This window comes from Actinocorallia longicatena (genome assembly GCF_039534125.1).
Taxonomy (GTDB): domain Bacteria; phylum Actinomycetota; class Actinomycetes; order Streptosporangiales; family Streptosporangiaceae; genus Actinocorallia; species Actinocorallia longicatena.
The window spans coordinates 422,216-445,090 of the sequence record NZ_BAAAUV010000002.1; the positions used below are offsets into that span (position 1 = coordinate 422,216).

Consider the following 22,875-nt stretch of genomic DNA (forward strand, 5'->3'; position numbering starts at 1 on the left):
AACGCGTTCCAGGGGCCTGCACAGGCCCCTGGACCGGCCCCGATCAGACGGCGAGCGGGTCTCCTTCGGTGACCCGTTCCAGCACGCGCAGGGAGCCCTGGACGCGGCGCTCCTCGAAGACCCCGGACTTCAGCGCGCGCGTGTAGACGTTGAAGGGGGCCTGGCCGCCGTCCTCGGGACGCTCGAAGACGTCGTGGATGGCCAGGCAGCCGCCCACCGCGATCTTGGCCGCCCAGTTGGCGTAGTCGGCCTGGGCGAAGTGCTCGCTGTGGCCCCCGTCGATGAACAGCAGGCCGAGCGGGGTGTTCCAGAGCGGCGCCACGGTCGCCGACTCGCCCACGACGGCGATGACGACGTCCTCGAGACCCGCGTTGGCGATCGTCTTGCGGAAGGTCGGCATGGTGTCCATCCGGCCCGTCGTGGGGTCCACCAGGGACGGGTCGTGGTGCTCCCAGCCCGACTGGTTCTCCTCCGAGCCGTGGTGGTGGTCGACCGTGATCAGAACCGTCCCCGCCTCACGGGCCGCGGCGCCGAAGTAGACGGCGGACTTACCGCAGTAGGTGCCGACCTCCAGCAGCGGGCCGAGGCGCCCGTAGACCAGGGCGGTCTCGTACAGGGCGAGGCCTTCGTCCTTGGGCATGAACCCCTTGGCGGCCTCGGCGGCCCTGCGCAGCTCCAGCGGCATCTCCGTCATAGGTCCGAGACCTTACCGGGACGTAACGAACATCCCATACGCGACCCCTTGCCCACCCTCACTAGAACGTGTTCTACTTCGAAAATGACGGCAGCACGAAGGCCTTGACCGAGCCGAACGAGATTCGGCATGTTGGTCGTGAGGTCGTCAAGGCGATGTACCCCGAGGTCGAGGACGCGTCGAAACGCCGGACTCACCAAGCGGACGTCACCAAGGTCGCCTCCTGGGACCACAGAAAGCTTTAGGAGGAAATATGAAGGTCACCGTCGACCCCCTGGTCTGCGAAGCGAACGCCGTCTGCGTGGGCCTCGCCCCGGACGTCTTCGACCTGGACGACGACGACAATCTCGAGATCCTCGGTTCCGAGGTCCCCGTCGACCAGATCGACAAGGTCCGTCACGCCGTGCGCTCCTGCCCCAAGGCCGCGCTCAGCATCGAAGAGTAGGCCCCTCCCCCGAGCATTCCCCGAAAACCCACCCCCTGGAGGTTCCATGGCCCGCGCCGCGGTCCTGCGCAACATCGGCGACAAGCACCTCGAGCTGCGCGACGACGTCACCACGATCGAGACCGGCCCCACCCAGGTCAAGATCAAGATCAAGGCGACGGGCGTCTGCCACTCGGACCTGTCGGTGATGACCGGCATCCTGCCCGCGACGATCCCCGCGATCCTCGGGCACGAGGGAGCCGGCATCGTCACCGAGGTCGGCGACCACGTCACCAACGTGGCCGTCGGCGACCACGTCGTCGTCAACTGGGGCCCGGACTGCGGCCAGTGCCGCGAGTGCCGCCGGGGCGAGCCCTACCTCTGCGTGACCTTCATCGGCGACGCGTTCGGCGTGCCGCGCTTCACCCTGCCCGGCGGCGAGGGCGCGTTCGGCATGGCGGGCGCGGGCACCTGGGCCGACGAGCTCGTCGTCCCGTGGCAGTCCGCCATCAAGATCGCCGAGGACGTTCCGTTCGAGTACGCGGCCCTGCTCGGCTGCGGCATCCCGACCGGCGTCGGCGCCGTCTTCAACACCGCCAAGGTCACCCCGGGCTCGACGGTCGCGGTCATCGGCGCCGGCGGCGTCGGCCTCTCGGTGATCCAGGGCGCGAGGATCGCGGGCGCCTCCACGATCCTCGCGATCGACCCGAACGAGGCCAAGCACGAGATCGCCAAGAAGTTCGGCGCCACCCACACCGCCACCCTGGACAACTTCCAGGAGACCAGCGGGCTGCTCACCGGCGGCGGCTTCGACTACGCCTTCGAGGTCGTCGGCCGCTCGGCCGCGATCCAGACGGCCTGGGCGGTCACCCGCCGCGGCGGCGACGTGATCGTGGTCGGCGCGGGCGCGATGGACGACGACTGGTCGATGAACGCCTTCTCGCTGCTGTTCGAGGGCAAGTCGGTCAAGGCGTCGCTGTACGGCGGCTGCGACCTCGGCCGCGACGTCCCGCTCTTCGTCGATCTGTGGCGGGCGGGCAAGCTCGACCTGGAGTCGCTGATCACCCGGCGCATCCGCTTCGAGGACCTGAACGACGCCGTCGAGGCCCTGCACGCGGGCGACGTCATCCGCCAGGTCGTCCTGATGGACTAGTTTTCAGGGTTTTGACAGGGGGTGCTCCGGCTGGGTGGGGGCATCCCTTTTTCTGTGATGAGATGGGGTTCGCACAGCGGGCGATCATGGAGGTTCCGGTGGTCAGGCACGGCGGAAAGGCGATCACGGCGGTGGCCGTCCTGGCCGCCCTGGTGCCCGCCCAGGCCCACGCCAGGCCCGAGCCCTCGGTACCGACCTCGCTGCGCGTCTCGGAGATCCAGGGCACCGGCCCCGCCTCGCAGATCGTGGGCGCCATCAGCACCCTGTCCCTCGTCGTGACCGCCACGGCCGACGGCGGCTTCTGGGCGCAGAGTTCACTGCCCGACGACGACCCGAAGACCTCCGACGGCATCTTCGTCCGCACCGGCGCCGCCGCCGAGACCGGCGATCTGGTACTCGCGCACGGCGTCGTCGCCGAGCGGGACGGCCTGACCGAGTTCACCGCCGACACCGTCGAGGTCATGTCGCACGGCGCCCCGCTGCCGGTCCCCGTCCCCTTCGACGGCCGCGACGCCGAGAGCCTCGAGGGCATGCGCGTCGCCCCGAGCAGCACGGTCGCGCTCGGCCCCAGCTCCGAGGGCAGGGTCGCGATCAAGCCCGGCCTCGTCCTGGCGGGCGTCCCCGACATGAACACCGGCGACTCGCTGCTCGGCCCGCAGACCGGCATCGTCGACGGGACCCACGTGGTCGTCCTGTCGGCGGCCCCGCAGGTCGTGCCGGGACCGGTGACGCCGCGGGCCACCCGGGCGCAGTTCCCCGGCGAGCTGGCCCTGGCCTCGGTCAACGTGCGCAACCTCGACCCGTCCGACGACCCGGGCCGCTTCTCCGCGCTGGCCGACGAGATCGTCAACGGGCTGGCCGCCCCCGATCTGGTGCTGCTCCAGGGCGTCGAGGACAACAGCGGCCCCGACCAGGACGGCACGGTCGCCGACGACCAGACCATCGCCCAGCTGATCGACGAGATCTCCTCCGTCGGCGGCCCGGACTACGACTGGCGCGCGGTCGACCCGGTCGACGACTCCGACGGCGGCGAGCCCGGCGGCAACCCGCGCGTCGGCTACCTGTTCCGCACCGACCGCGGCCTGGGCTTCACCGACCGCCCCGGCGACTCCGTCACCGCGACCTCGGTCGACGCCGACGGCGACCTCACCCTCAGCCCCGGCCGGCTGTCCCCCGCCGACCCGGCGTGGAAGGACACCCGCAAGCCGCTGGCCGCCCAGTTCTCCTGGGCGGGCAGGCGCCTGGTCGTCGTCAACGGCCACTGGACGGCCGACGGCCCGCCCAGCGGCTCCGCCGCGCCGCAGCGCAAGGAGCAGGCGAAGAACGTCGCGGCCTTCGTGGCCACCATCAGGGACCCGGCCACGCTCGTGGTCGTCGCGGGCGAGTTCAACGACACGATCCCCCTCCAGGGCCTCCAGGACCTCTCCGAGCGCCTTCCCCGGCAGGATCGGTACAGCAAGGTCGTCGAGGGCCGCAGGACGGCCACGGACCGCATCCTGGTCACGCCCTCGACCGCTCCCCACGCCAAGGACTTCGCCTACGTCCGCTGGAACGCCGACTTCTCCTGGTCCCACGGCGACGCCGACCCGGCCATCGTCCGGCTCGTCCCCTAAGCGTCGGGCGCCGGCCGTTTACGGTCGCCCTTTTGTTCGGTTTTCGGCGGGTTCATAGAGATCACCCGGCATCACCTTCCGGTCCGCGGGGATCAAGGGCCCGTCAACGAGCGGAAGGAGCGCCGCGATGGCGCGTTACGGATATCACCGGCGGGGAATCGGCCTCATCGGGCTGATCTACATCATCATCGGCATCTTCGTCGCCTGGGACCGCGGCTACATCAACGAGGATCTCGTGCGACGCGTGGCCAGCGCTCTGCTGGCGATATTCCTGTGGTTCCTGATCCTGCTGGGCGTGGACCTCCACATCCACGCGTAGGGACCACTCCCGGAGAACGTGGGCCCGTCGTCACTCCCCCTCGGCCGCGGGCCCACGTTCCCCTGTGTCCGGCCTATCTGTTCCGGAACTCCGGATCCCGCCGCTCCAGCGTGGCCGTGAAGCCCTCGCGGAGGTCCTCGGTGAGGAAGGCCATCGTCTGCGTCCGGTTCTCGATCGCCATGTGGGTGCGGAGGCTGGGGGCGTCCATGGCGAGGTTCAGCAGTTCCTTGGTGTGACGCAGCCCGAAGGGCGAGCGCGTCATCAGTTCCGCCGCCAGCTCGCGGGCGCCGGCCAGGTCGTCCTCGACGATCATCGTGACCAGGCCGAGCTCCAGCGCGCGTTCGGCCGTGATGTTCTGCGCGCGGTAGAAGATCTCCCCGGCCCTGGCCGTCCCGATCAGCCGCGGCAGCATCCACGACAGGCCGAGGTCGCCCGCGGAGAACCCCAGCTTGAGGAACGGGGTGACCATCTTCATGGTCGGCGAGGCCACCCTCAGGTCGCAGGCGAGGGCGAGCGAGATCGCCATCCCCGCCACCGGCCCGTGGAGGGCCGCGACGACCGGCTGCGGGATCTCGCGCAGCGCGCAGACCACCTCGCCGGCCCGCACCAGGCCGCGGTAGATCCGCTGCACCCTGCCCTCATCGGAGTCCGGCGTGTCGGCCTGGATGTCCATGCCCGAGCAGAACGCCCGCCCCTCCCCGGTCAGGATGACGACCCGGGTGGCGGTGTCCGTCGCGAGCTCCCCCAGGATGCGCAGGAGCTCCTCGACGATCTCGTCGGTGATCGCGTTGAGGCGGTCGGGCCGGGACAGGGTGATGGTCGCCACCCCGTCCCGCCGGTCGAAGTCGACCATGTCGGCTGCTCGCCCTACTGCAGGGCCGACAGGAAGGCCATGGTCTGCTCGCCGATGTTGGCGTGGACCGCGTACGGGTCGGTGGTGCTGATCGCGGCCCAGTTGTCCCGGACGTCCTCGACGCTCAGGTCGCCGGCCTTGGTGAAGCCCGGGCCCTCGGCGACGAAGATCTTGGAGATGTGGCCGCCGCCGACGGTGAAGGTCTGGCCGCTGTCGGCGACCTCCTCGTGGGCGAGGTAGGCCACCAGCGGGGTGACCTTCTCGACGCCCAGCTTGGCCAGCAGGTCGGCCGGGAAGAGCTCCTCGGTCATCCGGGTGGCGGCGATCGGCGCGATCGCGTTGACCTTGATGTTGTTCTTGGCGCCCTCGATGGCGAGGGTCTTGGTCAGCCCGACCAGGCCCATCTTCGCCGAGGAGTAGTTGGCCTGGCCGAAGTTGCCGAACAGGCCGGACGGCGAGGAGGTGTTGACGATGCGGCCGTAGCCCTGCTCGCGCAGGATCGGCCAGGCGGCGAGCGACACCAGGAACGAGCCCCGCAGGTGGACGGCCAGGACGGAGTCCCACTCGGCCACGGAGATGTTCTTGAACGACTTGTCGCGCAGGATGCCCGCGTTGTTGATGACGATGTCGACCTTGCCGAAGGCGTCGACGGCGGACTGGACGATGGAGGCCGCGCCCTCCTCGGTCGCCACGTTGCCGCCGTTGGCGACGGCCTCGCCGCCGTTCTTGACGATCTCCTCGACCACTTCCTGGGCGGGGCCCGCGGAGGCCCCGGCGCCGCTGACGTCGCCGCCGAGGTCGTTCACGACGACCTTCGCGCCACGCGAGGCCAGTTCCAGCGCGTGCTGACGGCCCAGGCCGTGGCCCGCACCGGTCACGATGGCGACCCGACCGTCATACCGCAGTTCAGACATGGTTCCTCCTGTAAGCGTCTGCCGACCTAGCTAATCACCCGGGGCGTACCCATTGGTAGCAGCAAACCGAACCGCGCTCTAATCCGACCCCTCCCCGGTCGCCTCGTGGCCGGATCCGACCGCTTGTGTCATTTGACATTTATGCGAAGTGACCCGGGGGTAGGGTCCCCGGAACCTCCGTCCACCCCCGTCCTGGAGGATCCACCGATGAACGCAGCCCGTCCGTTGCGCGTCGTCCAGTGGGCCAGCGGTGCGCTGGGCCGCAGCGTCCTGCGCGGCCTGCTCGAACGCCCCGGGTTCGAGGTCGCGGGCGTCCGCGTCTACGACCCCGCCAAGATCGGCATGGACGCCGGGATCCTCGCGAGCCGTCCTCCGGTGGGGATCGCCGCCACCGCCGACGAGGCCGAGATCCTCGCCCTCGACGCCGACTGCGTGGTCTACGCGCCGCTGCCCGGCTCCGTCCACGGCAACGACGACCTGAAGACGGTCTGCGCGCTGCTGGCGTCGGGCAAGAACGTGATCGCCATGTCCGGCTTCGTCTACCCCCGCGCCCACGGCCCCGAGTTCGCCGACGCCCTGGAGCGGGCCTGCGCCGAGGGCGGCACCTCGATCCACGGCACGGGCGTCAGCCCCGGCTTCATGGGCGAGAAGCTCCCCCTGGTCATGTCGGGCCTGTGCCGCAAGGTCGACCATCTCTACGTCCGCGAGTGCTTCGACGTGGCCGGGCACCCCTCGCGCGGCTTCGTCAACGACATGCTGCGCTTCGGCCACACCGAGGAGAAGTACGTCGAGGCGCTGCCCTGCGCCAGGGCCGTCATGCGCGCGACCTTCGCCGACAGCCTCCACCTGCTGGCCGCGGGCCTGAACGTGGTCCTGGACGAGATCGACCTCGACCACGAGCACGTCCTGGCCCCCGGCGACCTGCCGATCGCCGCCGGGCTGATCCCCCGGGGCACCGTGGCCGCCGCCCGCTGGACCTTCACCGGCCGCGTCGACGGCCAGCCGTTCATCACCCTGGAGACGGTCCACAAGGCCGACGCCTCCCGCATCAGGGACTGGCACGACCCCGGCTACGGCCTGCGGATCCAGGGCCTGCCCAGCCTGTCCCTGACGGCCGCCGACGACTGGATCTCCAACGCCATCTCGGCCGCAGCCGCGCACGCCCTGAACTCGATCGTCCCGGTCTGCGAGGCGGCGCCCGGCATCCGCACCCTGCTCGACCTGCCGCTGATCACCGGCAGGCTCAGTCGCTGACGCCCTCCTGGGCGAGCGCGGCGACCGGCTCCTCTGCGGGGGAACCGCTGCCGGACTCGCGGTGCTTGCGCACGGAGTAGATGACGAAGGCCAGGACGCCCACCGCCACGACCACGCCGCTGATCACGCGTCCGGCCAGCTTGGCGAAGTGCTCGATGCCCTCGCCGAGGTAGAAGCCGCCCAGCGTGAAGATCAGCACCCAGATGATCCCGCCCAGGGCGTTGAAGAACAGGAACCGCGCGTAGGGCAGGCCGCAGCTCCCGGCCAGCGCGGGCATCAGGGCCCGCAGCAGCGCGGTGAACCGGCCGATGACCACCGCGAACGCCCCCCGCTTGCGGATGAGGTCCTGGGCGGAGCCCACCTTGGCGGCGTGTTTGCGCATCACCTTGGTGTCCAGCAGCCGGGGGCCGTACCGCTTGCCGATCTCGTAGCCGACCGAGTCCCCGACGATCGCGGCCACGATCGAGATGATCAGCAGGAGCGTCAGGCTGATGTGGCCCTGGGAGGCCAGCAGCCCGCCGACGATGATCGCGGTCTCGCCCGGGAAGACGAACCCGAAGAACAGGGCGGCCTCGGCGAAGACCAGTGCCGCGATCACCGCGTAGATCAGCGGGGTCGGCAGTCCGCTCACGAAATCATTGAATGCGTCCAGCACCGCAACCCCCGCTCAGAACCCTTGCCTGCACGCCATCGTAGGCACAGTGGGCCATGGCGCGATCCCCCATGAGGACGATGTGACGCATGGGTCGCCGACACATGCCGCACCGGGTGCTTCATGCGAGTAGCCTTAGGGACGTTTAAACACCCACCAAGCTGCGGAAGAGGGCGATCTCCGCCGTGTCGAGCGAGTCGCACACACCTGCCGATCTGAGTGACTTCGGTGCCAACGAATGGTTGGTCGATGAGCTCTACCAGAAGTACTTGGAAGACCCTGAGACGGTCGACAAGGCCTGGTGGAGCTTTTTCGCTGATTACAAGCCTGGCTCCAAGCCCGCTCAGCCCTTGAACGGTGCCGCGCCTGCGGCATCTCCTGCACCCCCCGCCGCGGAGCCGAAGAGTGCTCCCGCGCCGGCGGCGGCCGCACCGAAGCCCGCGGCGGCCAAGCCCGCGAGCGCTCCGGTCGCGGCGGGTGCCGAGGAGGTGCGCCTCAAGGGCGTGGCCGCCAAGACGGTAGCCAACATGGAGAACAGCCTGACCGTCCCGACCGCCACGAGCGTTCGGGCCGTTCCGGCCAAGCTGCTGATCGACAACCGCATTGTGATCAACAATCACCTCAAGCGGGGTCGCGGCGGCAAGGTCTCCTTCACCCACCTGATCGGCTTCGCGATCGTCAAGGCCCTCCGGGCCATGCCGGAGATGAACGCCTACTACACCGAGATCGACGGCAAGCCGGCGCTGGTCAAGCCCGAGCACGTCAACTTCGGCCTGGCGATCGACATCAAGAAGTCCGACGGCCAGCGCCAGCTCGTGGTGCCGTCGATCAAGGCGTCCGAGACGCTGGACTTCCGCCAGTTCTGGGCCGCCTACGAGGAGATCGTCCGCAAGGCGAGGGCCAACAAGCTCACCCTCGACGACTTCATGGGCACCACGATCAGCCTGACCAACCCGGGCACGATCGGCACGGTCCACTCCGTGCCGCGGCTGATGCCCGGGCAGGGCACGATCATCGGCGTCGGCGCGATGGAGTACCCGGCGCAGTACTCGGGCTCGAACGAGGAGACCCTGGCCCGCGCCGCGATCTCCAAGATCATGACGATCACCTCGACGTACGACCACCGCATCATCCAGGGTGCGCAGTCGGGCGACTTCCTGCGCCGCGTGCACGCGCTGCTGCTGGGCGAGGAGGGCTTCTACGACGAGATCTTCGAGTCGCTGCGGATCCCCTACGAGCCGGTCCGCTGGGTCCGCGACATCGCGGCGTCCCACGAGAACGACATCGCCAAGATCGCCCGCGTCCACGAGCTGATCCACGCCTACCGCGTGCGCGGCCACCTCATGGCCGACACCGACCCGCTGGAGTACAAGCAGCGCCGCCACCCCGACCTGGACATCCTCCAGCACGGGCTGACGCTGTGGGACCTCGAGCGCGACTTCGCGACCGGCGGGTTCGGCGGCAAGCCGTTCATGACGCTCCGCGACATCCTCGGCGTCCTGCGCAACTCCTACTGCCGCACCGTCGGCATCGAGTACATGCACATCCAGGACGTCGAAGAGCGCAAGTGGATCCAGGAGCGGGTCGAGGTCCCCTTCGAGCCGCCCTCCCGCGAGGAGCAGCTGCACATCCTGCGGCGCCTGAACTCCGCCGAGGCGTTCGAGACCTTCCTGCAGACCAAGTTCGTCGGGCAGAAGCGCTTCTCCCTCGAGGGCGGCGAGTCCCTGATCCCGCTGCTCGACGCCGTGATCAGCGCCGCCGCCAAGGACGGCCTCGACGAGGTCGTCATCGGCATGGCCCACCGCGGCCGCCTGAACGTGCTGGCCAACATCGTCGGCAAGTCCTACTCGCAGATCTTCGGCGAGTTCGAGGGCAACCTCGACCCGCGCTCCGCGCAGGGCTCCGGCGACGTGAAGTACCACCTCGGCGCGGCCGGGGACTTCGTCGCCTGGGACGGCAACAAGATCAAGACCTCGCTGACCGCGAACCCCTCCCACCTGGAGGCCGTGAACCCGGTCGCCGAGGGCGTCGTCCGCGCCAAGCAGGACATGATCGACACCGGTGAGGACGGCTTCTCCGTCATGCCGGTCCTCATCCACGGCGACGCGGCCTTCGCCGGCCAGGGCGTGGTGGCCGAGACCCTGAACCTGTCGCAGCTGCGCGGCTACCGCGTCGGCGGCACGGTCCACCTGGTCGTCAACAACCAGGTCGGCTTCACCACGGCTCCGGAGTACTCGCGCTCCTCGGTGTACTGCACCGACGTCGCGCGGATGATCCAGGCGCCGATCTTCCACGTCAACGGCGACGACCCCGAGGCCTGCGCCCGGGTCGCGCGGCTGGCGTTCGAGTACCGGCAGGCGTTCAAGAAGGACGTCGTCATCGACCTGGTCTGCTACCGGCGCCGGGGTCACAACGAGGCCGACAACCCCTCGTTCACCCAGCCGCTGATGTACGACCTGATCGACGCCAAGCGCTCGGTCCGCAAGCTGTACACCGAGGCCCTCATCGGCCGCGGCGACATCACCGTCGAAGAGGCCGAGCAGGCGCTGCAGGACTACCAGCAGCAGCTCGAGCGGGCCTTCACCGAGGTGCGCGAGGCCGTCAAGGCCCCGCAGGCGCCCGGCGCCGTGGTCCGCCCGCCCGACGAGGACCGCATCCCGATCGACCACGCGGCCGCCGGCTCGGCGATCCCGCTGGAGACCGTCAAGCGGATCATCGACACCCAGGTGACGCTGCCCGAGGGCTTCCAGGTGCACCCGCGCCTCCAGCCGGTCCTCGACCGCCGCGTGAAGATGATCGACGACGACGCGATCGACTGGGCGACCGGCGAGCTCCTCGCGTTCGGCTCGCTGCTGACCGACGGCCACCCGGTCCGCCTGGTCGGCCAGGACTCGCGCCGCGGCACCTTCGGCCAGCGGCACGCCGTGCTGGTGGACCGCAAGACCGGGAACACCCACACGCCGCTGCAGGAGTTCTACTCCGGCACCACGAAGTTCTACGTCCACGACTCGCTGCTCAGCGAGTTCGCGGCCATGGGCTTCGAGTACGGCTACTCCCTCACCCGGCCGGACGCGCTGGTCATGTGGGAGGCGCAGTTCGGCGACTTCGCCAACGGCGCTCAGTCGATCATGGACGAGTTCATCTCGTCCGGCGAGCAGAAGTGGGGCCAGCGCTCCGCGGTCACGCTGCTCCTGCCGCACGGCTACGAGGGCCAGGGCCCGGACCACTCCTCGGCCCGGATCGAGCGCTACCTCCAGATGTGCGCCCAGGACAACATGACGGTCGTCTACCCGACGACCCCGGCGAACTACTTCCACATGCTGCGCTGGCAGGCGCGGTCCGGCCGGAACAAGCCGCTCATCGTCTTCACCCCGAAGTCGCTGCTGCGCTCCAAGGCCGCGACCTCGCCGACCCGCGAGTTCACCGAGGGCGCCTTCCAGCCCGTCATCCCGGACTCCAAGGTCGACGCGGCCGGCGTCAAGCGGGTGCTGTTCACCACCGGCAAGATCTACTACGACGTGACGGCCGCCCGCGACAAGGCGGGCGTCACCGACACGGCCGTGGTCAGGGTCGAGCGGCTCTACCCGACGCCGATCGACGAGATCAAGGCCGAGCTGGCGAAGTACTCGCCGGACGTCGAGATCACGTTCGTCCAGGACGAGCCGAAGAACATGGGCGCCTGGCCCTTCTTCGCCCTGGTCCTGCCGCACTACCTGGACGGCCGCAAGCTGGGCCTCGTGTCCCGCCCGGCGTCCTCGAGCCCCGCCGTGGGCTCCATCAAGATGCACCAGGCCGAGCAGGACGCGATGCTCAACCGTCTGTTCCCGCCCGCCTGATGACCGTCTGAAGCGAAGGCCCCGGGTTCCCTCCGGGGCCTTCGCCCATTTACCAGGCGGTCGTCTCCGGGCGGCCGCCCTCTCCGGGAGCGACACGTGTACTTCACCGACCGCGGCATCGAGGAGCTGGTCGAGCGCAGGGGCGAGGAGGAGGTCTCCTTCGCCTGGATCGGCGAGCGCCTGCGCGACTTCGTCGACCTGAACCCCGAGTTCGAGACGCCGATCGAACGCCTGGCGACCTGGCTCGCCCGCCTGGACGACGACGACCCCGAGGACGGCTGAGCGGTCCGGGGCCTCGGCCGGGCACGGGCTGAGTACAGTTGAGAGCCGAACGATGAACGGAAGGACCCCGCGTGAGCCCTGTGTTCGCCCATGGGCGCCTGCGCCTCTACCTCCTGAAGCTGCTGGAGGAGAGCCCGCGACACGGGTACGAGGTGATCCGCCTCCTCCAGGACCGCTTCCTCGGCATCTACTCCCCCTCCCCCGGCACGATCTACCCGCGGCTCGCCCGGCTGGAGGAGGAGGGCCTGGTCACCCACGAGGTGCTCAAGGGCAAGAAGGTCTACTCGATCACCGACAAGGGGCGCGCCGAACTCGGCAAGCGCCTCGACGAGCTCGCCGTGCTCGAAGAGGAGATCACCGCGACGGCCCAGCAGTTCGCGCGGGGCGTCAAGGAGGACGTGCGGGCGACCGTCCGGTCGATGCGCGAGGACCTCAGCAGCGCCCTGCGCAACGGCCAGGGCTGGCGCGACATGAAGAAGAACTGGAGTCCGGCCGGTAACGGTCTGGATGATCTCCTGCGCGGGTTCTGCCTGGACGTGAAGAATGCGGTCGGGGACACCGAACTCACCGAAAACGACCTGGACAAGGTCAGAACAGACCTGGAGCAGGCCGTCGAACGGATCCGCAAGCTCAGCGGACCCGGGTGACACACCCCCCGTGCTTTGGCCCGCGCGGGTGATGTGCCACAATCGCTGAACGGGTGACCCCCGTACGTCGAGAGGCGACCACTCAGACACCCCCCACCGAATCTCGGGTGTCCCATGTGGCGTCTGCCCGAAACCCAAAACCATTCTGTGGGGTCGCTGTGGCTAGTCAGCCCGAAAATCTCTCCTTCTCCGATGACCCGGCGTTCCAGCTTCACGTCGGCGGCAAGCTCGAGGTCCGTTCCACCATCCCGGTGCGCAACAAGGACGACCTGTCCCTCGCCTACACCCCCGGCGTGGCACGCGTCTGCACCGCGATCGCGGACAACCCCGAGCTCGCCCACACCTACACCTGGACGTCCCGGGTCGTCGCGGTCGTGACGGACGGCACCGCCGTCCTCGGCCTCGGCGACATCGGACCGGCCGCCTCCATGCCCGTCATGGAGGGCAAGTCGCTCCTGTTCAAGGAGTTCGCGAACGTCGACTCGGTGCCGATCGCGCTGGCCACCACCGACGTGGACGAGATCGTCGAGACCGTCATCCGGATGGCCCCGTCGTTCGGCGGCATCAACCTCGAGGACATCAGCGCACCCCGCTGCTTCGAGATCGAGGACCGTCTGCGCGCCGCCCTGGACATCCCCGTCTTCCACGACGACCAGCACGGCACCGCCATCGTGTCGCTGGCCGCCCTCAAGAACGCCGCCAAGCTCATCGGCAAGCCGCTGTCGCAGATGCGCGGCGTCATCGCCGGCGCGGGCGCCTCCGGCGTCGCCGTCTGCCGCATCCTGCTGAACGCGGGTGTCGGCGACATCGCCTGCTCCGACTCCAAGGGCCTGATCTACAAGGGCCGCGACGGCCTGAACCCCGTCAAGGTGGCCTTGGCCGAGGACACCAACAAGGCGGGCCTGACCGGCTCCACCGAAGAGGCTCTGCGCGGTGCGGACTTCTTCATCGGACTGTCCGGTTCGACCGTCCAGGAGGCCGCGATCGCCACGATGGCCGAGAACGCCATCGTCTTCGCGCTGTCGAACCCGACCCCCGAGGTCGAGCCCGACGTCGCCCGCCGGCACGCCAGGGTCGTGGCCACCGGCCGCTCCGACCACCCCAACCAGATCAACAACGTGCTGGCCTTCCCCGGCATCTTCAAGGGCGCCTTCGACGTCCGCGCCCACACGATCACCGAGGGCATGAAGGTCGCCGCCGCCGACGCGCTCGCCGCCGTCGTCACCGACGAGGAACTGGCCGAGGACTTCATCATCCCCAGCCCGTTCGACTCCCGGGTCGCACCGGCCGTCATCGCCGCCGTCTCCGCCCAGGCCCGGGCAGAGGGCGTCAACCGCATCTGACTAGGGTGAGGCGCATGTTCGCTGTCACTGCCGGCTCCTTCGACGCCGGAAATCCGCTGAACGGGCTCGTCCTCGGTGACCGTCCCGACCCCGTCGCACCCGACGGGTGGACGACGGTCACCGTCAGGGCCGCTTCCCTCAACCACCACGACCTGTGGACGTTGAAGGGGGTCGGCGTCCGCGCCGAGCAGCTCCCCATCGTTCTCGGCTGCGACGCGGCCGGGATCGACGAGGAGGGGAACGAAGTGATCGTCCACGGTGTGATCGGAGACCCCGAGCACGCCGGCGACGAGACCCTCGACCCCAGGCGGACCCTCCTGTCGGAGAAGTTCGACGGCACCTTCGCGGAGAAGGTCGTCGTACCGCGGCGCAACCTCGTGCCCAAGCCCCCCTCGCTGACCTTCGAAGAGGCCGCCTGCCTGCCGACGGCATGGCTGACGGCCTACCGCATGCTGTTCGACCAGTCGGGCGTCCAGCCCGGCGGGACCGTCCTGGTCCAGGGCGCGGGAGGCGGCGTCTCGACGGCGCTCATCGCGCTCGGCTCCGCCGCCGGATACCGGATGTGGGCGACCAGCAGATCGGAGTCCAAGCGCAAGCGCGCCCTGGAACTGGGCGCCGACGCCGTCTTCGAGACCGGCGCCCGGCTTCCCGAGCGCGTCGACGCGGTGATGGAGACCGTGGGCCGGGCCACCTGGTCCCACTCGATGCGGACGCTGCGTCCCGGCGGCCGGATCGTGGTCTCCGGAGCGACCAGCGGCGACGCCCCGTCCGCCGAGCTCGCCCGGGTGTTCTTCCTTCAGCTGCAGATCGTCGGTTCGACGATGGGGACGCGCGACCAGCTCGTGAAGCTGGCCCGCTTCCTCGACGTCACCGGGGTGCGGCCCCGGATCGCGGACGTCATGCCGCTCACCGAGGCCCGCGCCGGGTTCGCCGCCATGCACGACGGCGAGCTCTTCGGAAAGATCGTCTTCACGAACTGACCGGCGGACGAGAGGGGCTCAGCCGACGGCGATGTTGGTGAGTCCCGCTCCGCCGACGACCTTGTTGTCCGCGGTGACGGTCGTCTTGCAGCCCGCCGGCGGGTTGGCCACGAAGATCCCGTAGGCCTTGCGGCCGCCGTCGCCGCGCGCTCCCCGCACGTCCAGGCTGTTGCCCTTGAAGACGTTGCCGCAGCCCCAGCCCTTGACGACCGAGTGGACCTGCATGCCGTCGGCGAGGGTGTACCGGCCCTTGTTCGCCTGGATGAGGTAGCCGTTGCCCTTCACGTCGATCCAGGAGTCGGCGAAGTTGGCGCCGCTGAGCCCGCGGCCGTCGAACAGGTTCTTGTAGATCTTCCCCTGGGAGCTGTACTCCTTGACGTCGATCGCCTCGGCGCGGACGTTCGGGCCGAAGGTGTTGTGGTGGACCGAGTTGCGGTCGCTCCGGTCGTTCCTGCCGTTGCTCACCGCGCTGCCGATGTAGACGCCCTCGCCGAACTTGGCCTTGTGGACGCCCGTGTCGTAGATCCGCGAGTAGCGGATGACGTTGTCGGTGCTGTTGTGCCGGAAGTGCACGGCCTCCATGCCGATGCCGTGGACCGTCACGTGGTCGATCAGCACCCGGCGCGAGCCGTTGAGCATGATGCCCTTCTGGGCGTTGGTCACCGTGATGCCGGTGATCTTCACCCAGGCCGACCCGTCGACCGACAGGACCTTGCCCTTCTTGGCCTTCTCCCCGCGCAGGACCGCGCCCTTGGCGCCGGCGATGGTGATCGGCCGGGCCTTGGTGCCCTTGGCCTTCAGCCGGAAGGTCCCGGTGTAGACGCCCTTGGCGATCCGGATCGTCGTCCCCGCCTTCGCGGTGCGCAGGGCCTTGCTCAGCTGGCCCGCGGTGCGCACCTGAACGGCCGCTCCGGCCGGGGCTGCGGACAGGACGGCGCCGGCCACGGCGGCGGCGAGGCCCGTGGCGACGATTCGGGAGGTAGCAGACATGCCAGCGATCTTCCCATAGAAATCTCCTTCACCTGGGCTTTCCCGCGACGAAAGTGCCGTGTGGACATCGCTTGGACATACGAAATTCAGCCGTGACGCCATGAAATCGGCGCACCCGCCGTGAATCGTGTAATACTCGGTGCAGGGGATGGCGCAACTCTCACTTGGTCTCTCGCAAGGGGCGAATGTGGACCTCGTTTCTTATGCGGACCTGGTGGTCGAGCTGGTCAACACGCAGCATCCGGCCGAGGACTCCCTCAAGGATCTGGAGACCCTGCGTGACCTGCTGACCATCCGGCCCCATCTGACCGGCCGGCTGACCTCCCGCGATCTTGACGGTTTCCGCCAGCTCCGGGCCAACTTCCGGGCCATATTCGAAGCCGCGGCCGCCGGTGACCACGCCCTGGCCGCCGACGGGCTCAACAACCTGCTGATCCTCTACCCGATCCATCCGGCGCTCTCCAACCACGGTGACTCCCCGTGGCATCTGCACCTCACCGAGGACGGGACCATCACCGACCGTTACGCGGCCGGCGCGGCCATGGGACTCGCACTCGTGATCGGCGAACGGGGATTCGGGGCGCTGGGGATCTGCGCCTGTCCCGGCTGTTTCAACATCTATTTCCACAAGGAGTCCGACAGCTCGCAACGCTACTGTTCGGAGGGATGCTCCGAGCGGGACAGCGGCCAATAACGGAACAGGACCCTCCCCAGGATCCGGTCATCCGGAACCGCGCCGAAGTCCCAGCTGTCGCGGCGTCCGGGAGCCCGCTGGTTGTCGCTCTCCAGCCACCAGCCGCCGTCCTGGCGGAAGGCGGCCCGCTTCACCACGAGCAGGTCCCCGTGCCGGGCGACGACCAGATCTCCCGCCCTGACCCGGCCGGGCCCGACCAGCAGGCGGTCCCCCGGACGCAGCGCGGGCAGCATCGACAGGCCCTCGACGCGGACCACCCGCAACCCCGCCGCCTTGGAAAACGCCATGGCCTACCTCACGCGCATCAGGGCACCCGGCCCGGAGTAATGTCTGTCGTACAGCATGATCCGTGTCCGCCAACTCATGAGGGGAACCACTCCGGTGAGCCTTCTTCGTCCGACGACGGTAGTGTCCGCGCACTGCGACCTGCCCTGCGGTGTCTATGACCCCGCTCAGGCCCGCATCGAGGCCGAGTCCGTCAAGGCCGTTATCGAGAAGTACGCGGCCAACGAGGACCCGGCCTTCCGGGCCCGCGCCATCCAGATCAAGGAGGAGCGGTCCGACCTGGTCAAGCACCACCTGTGGGTGCTCTGGACCGACTACTTCAAGCCGCCGCACTTCGAGAAGTACCCGCAGCTGCACGAGCTGTTCAACGAGGCCACCAAGCTCGCCGGCGCCGGCGGCACCAAGGGCAGCCTCGACGTCAAGGTCGCCGACGACCTTCTGGCGAAGATCGCCGAGATCGACTCGATCTTCTGGGAGACCAAGAAGGCCTGACGCCTTCACCGCTCTTCCGACCCGAGGGCCCGGCCTCCCCGCACGCGGGGAGGCCGGGCCCTCGGGCGTCAGTAGGGTGGGCGGGTGATTCGTGAAGCCACTGTGGAAGACGTGCCGACGATGCTCCGGTTCGTGCGGGAACTCGCGGAGTACGAGCGCGAGGCGGACCAGGTCAAGGCGACGGAGGAACAGTTGCGCCGGGACCTGTTCGGGGAGAGCCCCGCGGTGTTCGCGCACATCGCCGAGGACGCCTCCGGCGAGGCGGTCGGCTTCGCCCTCTGGTTCCTGTCGTACTCGACGTGGGAGGGGCGGCACGGCATCTATCTCGAGGATCTGTACGTGACTCCCGAGGCGCGCGGGGGCGGGCACGGGAAGGCGCTGCTCCAGCGGCTGGCGGCCATCGCGGTGGAGCGCGGATACGGGCGTTTCGAGTGGTCCGTCCTGGATTGGAATGAACCGAGCATCGGGTTCTACAAGGGGCTCGGCGCCAGGGCACAGGACGAGTGGACCGTCTACCGCCTCGCGGGTGACACATTGCGGTCGGTCGGAGGCGGATGAGCGTGGCTTGCCAGCGAAACAGGGTCCCGGCGCGGTAGTTTCGAAGTAGTGAAGTATCACCTCGCAGGGAGATCCGTGACTGAGGAAACCGCAGCAATGACGGCACTGCGCGACGTGGTGACCGTCCGGCTGCCAGCGTCGAGTGCCTACCTTTCCGTGCTGAGGACCGCTACGGCAGGACTGGCGGTGCGCCTGGACTTCACGATCGACGAGATCGAGGACCTGCGCATCGCCGTGGACGAGGCGTGCGCGATGCTCCTGCCCCAGGCGGTCCCCGGCACCGACCTGACGTGCGAGTTCGAGCTGACCGGTGAGGCGATGCGCATCGCCGTCTCGGTGCTCACCGCCGACCGCAGGCTGCCCAGCCGCGACACCTTCGCCTGGACGGTCCTGTCGTCCCTCGCGGGCGAGGTCGACGCGACGGTCGGAGCCGACGACAAGGTCACCGTGACGCTGCAGAAGCGGCGCGGCGCGGGGGCCCCGTGACCGAAAGAACTGAGGCCGAGGAAGAGGCGATCGTCCCCGAGCCGGAGGAGATGACCCTCCCACCGGAGCGGCCGTCGGCCGTGCCCGACCGGACCCGCGCCAAAGAGCTCTTCCACACCATGCAGGCGCTGCCCGAGGGCGACCCGGAACGCCAGCGCATCCGCGACCAGCTCGTCGAGATGCACCTGCCGCTGGTGGAGTACCTGGCGCGCCGCTTCCGCAACCGCGGCGAGTGGCTGGACGACCTCATCCAGGTCGCGACGATCGGCCTCATCAAGTCGATCGACCGCTTCGACCTGGAGCGCGGTGTCGAGTTCTCGACGTACGCGACCCCGACCATCGTCGGTGAGATCAAGCGCCACTTCCGCGACAAGGGCTGGGCGGTCCGCGTCCCGCGCCGGTTGCAGGAGCTGAAGCTCTCGCTCACGAAGGCGATCAGCGAGCTCGCGCAGAAGGAGGGGCGCGCCCCCACCGTCGCCGAGCTGGCCGCGCACCTCCAGATGACCGAGGAGGAGGTCCTGGAGGGGCTGGAGTCCGCGAACGCGTACTCGACGGTCTCGCTGGACGCTCCCGACTCGGGCGACGAGGACGCGCCGGCCGTGGCCGACTCGCTGGGCATGATCGACGAGTCGCTGGAGGGCGTGGAGTACCGCGAGTCCCTCAAGCCGCTGCTGGAGAAGCTGCCGCCGCGCGAGAAGAAGATCCTCCTGCTGCGGTTCTTCGGGAACATGACCCAGTCGCAGATCGCGACGGAGCTGGGCATCTCCCAGATGCACGTCTCCCGGCTGCTGGCGCGCACGCTGGCCCAGCTCCGCGAGGGCCTCACGGCCGAGGACTAGAGAAGTTCAGATGATCAGGCGGGGGACTCTTCGGAGTCCCCTTCGTCGTACAGGGCCGCGGAGGTCGGCGGGCTGAGCAGGGCCAGGAGCGCGGCCACCGCGATGACGACCAGCGGGCAGCCCCAGAACGGCTGGTCGCTCTGGATCAGCGACACGGCGACGGGGATCGCGAAGAGCTGGGTCAGGACCGCGGGCGAGCGGCTCCAGCGCTCGGCGCCGGCCAGCCCCTTGGCGACCCACACCATGCCCGCGCCGCCGGCGAGGGCGAGCACCGTGACGCCGACGGCCGACATCCGGTCCTTCGGCTCGCCCAGGACGCTCTCGAAGGCGACATAGAGTCCGAAGCCGAGCGCTCCGAGGCCGAGGAGGCCCTCGAGGAGCGCGGCGGCGAGCAGGGTACGGGGACGGTTCGACACGCCCGCAAGCGTACCTGCACTGACTTGTGGCATACCCTGACGCGTGTGCGCGCCATGCTGATCGCCAATCCGAAGGCCACCTCGACGACGCAGCGGGCCCGTGATCTGCTCGTGCGGGCGTTCGCCGGTGACGTCCAGGTGGAGCTGGCCGACACCCAGCACCGGCGGCACGCGATCGAGCTGGCGGCGCGGGCGGCCCGGGAGGGCTACGACCTCGTGATCGCCCTGGGCGGCGACGGCACCGTCAACGAAGTGATCAACGGCCTGATGACGCACGGCGGCGACGCCCTCGACCGTCCGGCCCTGGCGATCCTGCCGGGCGGCAACGCGAACGTGCTGGGCAGGGCGCTGGGCCTGCCCAACGACCCGATCAGGTCGCTGGCGACCATCCTGGGCGCGCTGCGCACCCGGCACCACAAGACGATCAGCCTGGGCCATGTGGAGACCGCGGAGGAGGAGCGCTACTTCACCTTCACCGCGGGCATCGGCCTGGACGCCGAGGTCGTCCACGCGGTGGACGTGGCGCGGCGGAGCAGCCCGGGGAACAAGGCGTCCAACCGGCTCTACGTGCAGTCGGCGGTCCGGCAGTTCTTCGCCCTGACCGACCGTTCGAGGCCCGCCCTGACGATCAGGGACGCCCGGGGGCGTGAGGCCCGCGGGGTCTACCTCGCGTTCATCGCGAACACTTCTCCGTGGACCTATCTCGGGCCGCGGGCCGTTTATCCGTCTCCGCGTGCGGGTTTCTCCACCGGTCTAGACCTTTTCGGAATGCGTTCTCTGAACGTCCTTCCGACACTGAGCGCGATCTTGCAGATGATGATCCCGGCAACGGGCGGACCGCGCGGCAGGCATGTCGTGGAATTGCATGACGCCCCGGAACTCACCGTTACTTCCGACCGTCCCATCGCACTCCAAGTGGACGGCGATTACCTGGGCACACGCACGAGGATGGCGTTCCGCAGCGTGCCCAAGGCGATACGCGTCGTCATCTGAGAAACGGTAATCGCAGCGTACGATCATGTGACGGTCACGTTCCAGCGGTGTGACACACCCGACATCCATACTTTGAGAATCGTTTCTCAAAGTACTTGTGCGGTGTATTGCCGCTGGGGGATGCTCAAAGCGTGCCACGGCGGAGATATCCCGTTGGCGCAGCCCCCGAAGCCGTTCAGGCTCGGGCCCGCATACCTCTTCGTGAAGAAATTCACAAGTGCCATCTTGAGAAGGAGTGGACCGCATGGACTGGCGCCACATCGCTGCCTGCCGTGACGTGGATCCCGAGCTGTTCTTCCCGATCGGCAACACCGGCCCCGCCCTCCTGCAGATCGAGGAGGCGAAGCAGGTCTGCCGCAAGTGCACCGTCACCGAGTCGTGCCTGCGCTGGGCCATCGAGTCCGGTCAGGACGCCGGCGTCTGGGGCGGGATGTCCGAGGACGAGCGTCGTGCGCTGAAGCGCCGTGCCGCTCGCGCCCGGGCCCGCGCCAACGCCCAGGTCTAGAAACAGGTCGAGAACCCGACCTGGAACCGGCCCCTTCTCACCACCCGCGCTCCCCGGCCCGTAACCCCCGGGACCTCTCAGGGAGCGTCACCGCTCCGGCGGCCGGTGGACGAGAGGGATGTCGAGGGTGACCTCGGTGCCGCCGCCCGGACGGGCGGCGAAGTCGAGGGTGCCGCCGAGCTCGCCCTCGGTCAGCGTGCGGACGATCTGGAGCCCGAGACTGTCGGTGCTCTCCGGGTCGAAGTCCGCGGGCAGGCCCTGGCCGTCGTCGGAGACCGTCACCGCGAGGCGCTCCTCGGTGCGCCGGGCGATGACCTCGAGACGGCCGCCCTTCTCGGCGAACCCGTGCTGGAGCGCGTTCTGCAGCAGCTCGGTGATGACCATGGCGATCGGGGTCGCGATCGCCGCGGGCAGAACGCCGAAGCTGCCGTTGCGGCGCGGCAGGACCCGGGTCTCCATCGCCATGATCTCGCCCGACATCATGATCACGCGGTCGGCGATGTCGTCGAAGTCGATCAGCTCGTCCGGGGTGTGGGACAGCGTCTCGTGAACGATCGCGATCGACGCCACCCGCCGGACCGCCTCGTCCAGCGCCGCGCGTCCCTCGGGGATCCGCATCCGGCGGGACTGGAGGCGGAGCAGCGCGGCGACCGTCTGCAGGTTGTTCTTGACCCGGTGGTGGATCTCGCGGATGGTCGCGTCCTTGGTCATCAGCTCGCGGTCGCGCCAGCGCAGCTCGGTGACGTCGCGGATCAGCGCGATGGCTCCTATCCGCTCCCCCGACACGATGAGCGGGATGATCCTCAGCTGGACGAACGAGCCGTTCGCCTCGACCTCGACCTCGCGCGGCGCCTTGCCCGACAGCACGGTGACCAGGGACTCGTCGGTGGGCTCCCCGGTGTCGGACAGGTCGCGGGTCAGCTCGCCGAGCTGGACGCCGACCAGGTCGGTGGCCAGGCCGAGCCGCCGGAAGGCCGACAGGGCGTTGGGGCTGGCGTAGGTGACCTTGCCCGCCCGGTCGAGCCGGAGCAGCCCGTCGCCGACGCGCGGCGACCTGATCAGGTTCGGCTCGGCGCCGGGCACGGGAAAGCGGCCCTCGGAGATCATCTGGGCGAGGTCGCTGGCGCTCTGCAGGTAGGTCAGTTCCAGCCGGGACGGCGTGCGGGCCGAGCTCAGGTTGGTCGAACGCTGGATGACGCCGAGCATCTTCGAGCGCGGCCCCCAGCGGGCGATGATCGGGATGGACTCTTCGCGGACGGGGATGCCGCTGCCCCACTCGGGGTCGCCCTCCCTGACGATCCGCCGCTCCCGCCAGGCCACGTCGATCAGCCCGCGCTTGCCCGTCCGGACGATCCGCCCGACGAGGTCGTCGGGGTAGGCCGTCGGCCCCGTGGTGGGACGCATCTGGGCCACGCACACCCAGCCGTCGACGGTCCGCGGCGGCCAGGCGTCGGGGTGCGCGGTCTCGGCCGCCTTCTGCGGCACCCAGAGGACCAGGTCGGCGAAGGACAGGTCGGCCAGGAGCTGCCAGTCCGAGACCAGCAGATGCAGCCACTCCAGGTCCTGCTGGTCGAGGTCGGTCTGGTGGCGAACGAGATCGGACAAGGTAGGCACCTGCCCATCATTCCAGGAGGGCCTGCTGGGAGGATGGGC

General features: G+C 69.2%; 25 protein-coding genes and 1 pseudogene. 18 read left to right on the top strand and 8 right to left on the bottom strand.

Features of this window, described 5'->3' with window-relative positions; translation table 11 throughout:
* Positions 1-43: 43 nt before the first annotated feature.
* On the bottom strand, positions 44-694 hold the full coding sequence (locus tag ABD785_RS04955; RefSeq protein ID WP_344822572.1) for a class I SAM-dependent methyltransferase: 651 nt from the start codon (positions 692-694) through the stop codon (positions 44-46).
* 68 nt (positions 695-762) lie between these two features.
* On the opposite strand from ABD785_RS04955, the gene ABD785_RS04960 reads away from it, so the two are divergent.
* The 5 genes from ABD785_RS04960 (at position 763) to ABD785_RS04980 (ending at position 4,203) form a co-directional block, all read left to right on the top strand.
* Positions 763-939 carry a hypothetical protein gene (locus ABD785_RS04960; protein WP_344822574.1) on the top strand — a complete coding sequence of 59 codons (177 nt, stop codon included), beginning with the start codon at positions 763-765 and terminating at the stop codon, positions 937-939.
* Between the two features lie 8 nt (positions 940-947).
* Positions 948-1,139, top strand: a complete 192-nt coding sequence (locus ABD785_RS04965; protein ID WP_344822576.1) for a ferredoxin — start codon at positions 948-950, stop codon at positions 1,137-1,139.
* A 46-nt stretch (positions 1,140-1,185) separates the two neighbouring features.
* Positions 1,186-2,271, top strand: a complete 1,086-nt coding sequence (locus tag ABD785_RS04970; protein WP_344822578.1) for an alcohol dehydrogenase catalytic domain-containing protein — start codon at positions 1,186-1,188, stop codon at positions 2,269-2,271.
* Between the two features lie 62 nt (positions 2,272-2,333).
* Positions 2,334-3,884, top strand: coding sequence for an endonuclease/exonuclease/phosphatase (locus tag ABD785_RS04975; protein WP_344822580.1), 1,551 nt, complete (start codon positions 2,334-2,336; stop codon positions 3,882-3,884).
* 127 nt (positions 3,885-4,011) lie between these two features.
* On the top strand, positions 4,012-4,203 hold the full coding sequence (locus ABD785_RS04980) for a hypothetical protein (protein ID WP_344822582.1): 192 nt from the start codon (positions 4,012-4,014) through the stop codon (positions 4,201-4,203).
* A 73-nt stretch (positions 4,204-4,276) separates the two neighbouring features.
* Here ABD785_RS04980 and ABD785_RS04985 read toward each other — a convergent pair whose 3' ends face one another.
* Together ABD785_RS04985 and ABD785_RS04990 are read right to left on the bottom strand one after the other, a co-directional pair.
* Entirely contained in the window at positions 4,277-5,056 is a 780-nt protein-coding gene (locus ABD785_RS04985; protein WP_344822584.1) for an enoyl-CoA hydratase/isomerase family protein, read from the bottom strand.
* A gap of 14 nt (positions 5,057-5,070) precedes the next feature.
* A complete protein-coding gene (locus ABD785_RS04990) occupies positions 5,071-5,970 on the bottom strand; it encodes an SDR family oxidoreductase (RefSeq protein ID WP_344822588.1) in 900 nt (299 codons plus the stop codon).
* 207 nt (positions 5,971-6,177) lie between these two features.
* Here ABD785_RS04990 and ABD785_RS04995 point away from each other — a divergent pair, with 207 nt between their 5' ends.
* Positions 6,178-7,224, top strand: a complete 1,047-nt coding sequence (locus tag ABD785_RS04995; RefSeq protein ID WP_344822590.1) for an NAD(P)H-dependent amine dehydrogenase family protein — start codon at positions 6,178-6,180, stop codon at positions 7,222-7,224.
* Here ABD785_RS04995 and ABD785_RS05000 read toward each other — a convergent pair.
* Positions 7,214-7,855, bottom strand: a complete 642-nt coding sequence (locus ABD785_RS05000) for a DedA family protein (protein WP_344822593.1) — start codon at positions 7,853-7,855, stop codon at positions 7,214-7,216. The two genes, ABD785_RS04995 and ABD785_RS05000, sit on opposite strands and share 11 nt — an antisense overlap.
* A 206-nt stretch (positions 7,856-8,061) precedes the next feature.
* Between ABD785_RS05000 and ABD785_RS05005 the strand changes: the two genes are divergently transcribed.
* The 5 genes and pseudogenes from ABD785_RS05005 (at position 8,062) to ABD785_RS05025 (ending at position 14,964) form a co-directional block, all read left to right on the top strand.
* The gene (locus ABD785_RS05005; protein ID WP_344822596.1) at positions 8,062-11,712 is read left to right on the top strand and encodes a multifunctional oxoglutarate decarboxylase/oxoglutarate dehydrogenase thiamine pyrophosphate-binding subunit/dihydrolipoyllysine-residue succinyltransferase subunit; all 3,651 of its coding nucleotides are present in this window, start codon (positions 8,062-8,064) and stop codon (positions 11,710-11,712) included.
* Between the two features lie 96 nt (positions 11,713-11,808).
* On the top strand, positions 11,809-11,994 hold the full coding sequence (locus ABD785_RS05010) for a DUF6104 family protein (protein ID WP_344822598.1): 186 nt from the start codon (positions 11,809-11,811) through the stop codon (positions 11,992-11,994).
* A 71-nt stretch (positions 11,995-12,065) separates the two neighbouring features.
* A pseudogene (locus tag ABD785_RS41280) lies at positions 12,066-12,438 on the top strand (PadR family transcriptional regulator); the annotation flags it as partial.
* 361 nt (positions 12,439-12,799) lie between these two features.
* The gene (locus tag ABD785_RS05020) at positions 12,800-13,984 is read left to right on the top strand and encodes an NAD(P)-dependent malic enzyme (RefSeq protein WP_344822603.1); all 1,185 of its coding nucleotides are present in this window, start codon (positions 12,800-12,802) and stop codon (positions 13,982-13,984) included.
* 14 nt (positions 13,985-13,998) lie between these two features.
* On the top strand, positions 13,999-14,964 hold the full coding sequence (locus ABD785_RS05025) for a zinc-binding dehydrogenase (RefSeq protein WP_344822606.1): 966 nt from the start codon (positions 13,999-14,001) through the stop codon (positions 14,962-14,964).
* Between the two features lie 18 nt (positions 14,965-14,982).
* Here ABD785_RS05025 and ABD785_RS05030 read toward each other — a convergent pair whose 3' ends face one another.
* Positions 14,983-15,954: a right-handed parallel beta-helix repeat-containing protein gene (locus ABD785_RS05030; protein WP_344822608.1), complete on the bottom strand. Its 972-nt coding sequence runs from the start codon at positions 15,952-15,954 to the stop codon at positions 14,983-14,985.
* A 187-nt stretch (positions 15,955-16,141) separates the two neighbouring features.
* Between ABD785_RS05030 and ABD785_RS05035 the strand changes: the two genes are divergently transcribed.
* The gene (locus ABD785_RS05035; protein ID WP_344822611.1) at positions 16,142-16,648 is read left to right on the top strand and encodes an ABATE domain-containing protein; all 507 of its coding nucleotides are present in this window, start codon (positions 16,142-16,144) and stop codon (positions 16,646-16,648) included.
* On the opposite strand, the gene ABD785_RS05040 is transcribed toward ABD785_RS05035, so the two are convergent.
* Positions 16,606-16,935, bottom strand: a complete 330-nt coding sequence (locus ABD785_RS05040) for a S24 family peptidase (RefSeq protein ID WP_344822613.1) — start codon at positions 16,933-16,935, stop codon at positions 16,606-16,608. The genes ABD785_RS05035 and ABD785_RS05040 overlap by 43 nt on opposite strands.
* A gap of 76 nt (positions 16,936-17,011) precedes the next feature.
* Between ABD785_RS05040 and sodN the strand changes: the two genes are divergently transcribed.
* The 4 genes from sodN (at position 17,012) to ABD785_RS05060 (ending at position 19,308) form a co-directional block, all read left to right on the top strand.
* Complete coding sequence (gene sodN, locus ABD785_RS05045; protein WP_344822616.1) at positions 17,012-17,425, top strand: superoxide dismutase, Ni; 414 nt, start codon at positions 17,012-17,014, stop codon at positions 17,423-17,425.
* Positions 17,426-17,509: 84 nt separating this feature from the next.
* On the top strand, positions 17,510-17,983 hold the full coding sequence (locus ABD785_RS05050; RefSeq protein ID WP_344822618.1) for a GNAT family N-acetyltransferase: 474 nt from the start codon (positions 17,510-17,512) through the stop codon (positions 17,981-17,983).
* Positions 17,984-18,058: 75 nt separating this feature from the next.
* The gene (locus ABD785_RS05055; protein ID WP_344822620.1) at positions 18,059-18,469 is read left to right on the top strand and encodes an ATP-binding protein; all 411 of its coding nucleotides are present in this window, start codon (positions 18,059-18,061) and stop codon (positions 18,467-18,469) included.
* A gap of 50 nt (positions 18,470-18,519) precedes the next feature.
* Positions 18,520-19,308, top strand: a complete 789-nt coding sequence (locus ABD785_RS05060) for an RNA polymerase sigma factor SigF (RefSeq protein WP_344822896.1) — start codon at positions 18,520-18,522, stop codon at positions 19,306-19,308.
* A gap of 14 nt (positions 19,309-19,322) precedes the next feature.
* Here ABD785_RS05060 and ABD785_RS05065 read toward each other — a convergent pair whose 3' ends face one another.
* Positions 19,323-19,724, bottom strand: a complete 402-nt coding sequence (locus ABD785_RS05065) for a hypothetical protein (RefSeq protein ID WP_344822622.1) — start codon at positions 19,722-19,724, stop codon at positions 19,323-19,325.
* A 54-nt stretch (positions 19,725-19,778) separates the two neighbouring features.
* Between ABD785_RS05065 and ABD785_RS05070 the strand changes: the two genes are divergently transcribed.
* Together ABD785_RS05070 and ABD785_RS05075 are read left to right on the top strand one after the other, a co-directional pair.
* Positions 19,779-20,717, top strand: coding sequence for a diacylglycerol/lipid kinase family protein (locus ABD785_RS05070; protein ID WP_344822898.1), 939 nt, complete (start codon positions 19,779-19,781; stop codon positions 20,715-20,717).
* A 244-nt stretch (positions 20,718-20,961) separates the two neighbouring features.
* Positions 20,962-21,222, top strand: a complete 261-nt coding sequence (locus ABD785_RS05075; RefSeq protein WP_344822624.1) for a WhiB family transcriptional regulator — start codon at positions 20,962-20,964, stop codon at positions 21,220-21,222.
* An 87-nt stretch (positions 21,223-21,309) separates the two neighbouring features.
* Here the strand turns inward: ABD785_RS05075 and ABD785_RS05080 are convergent, their stop codons facing one another.
* On the bottom strand, positions 21,310-22,836 hold the full coding sequence (locus ABD785_RS05080; RefSeq protein ID WP_344822626.1) for a sensor histidine kinase: 1,527 nt from the start codon (positions 22,834-22,836) through the stop codon (positions 21,310-21,312).
* Positions 22,837-22,875 lie beyond the last annotated feature (39 nt).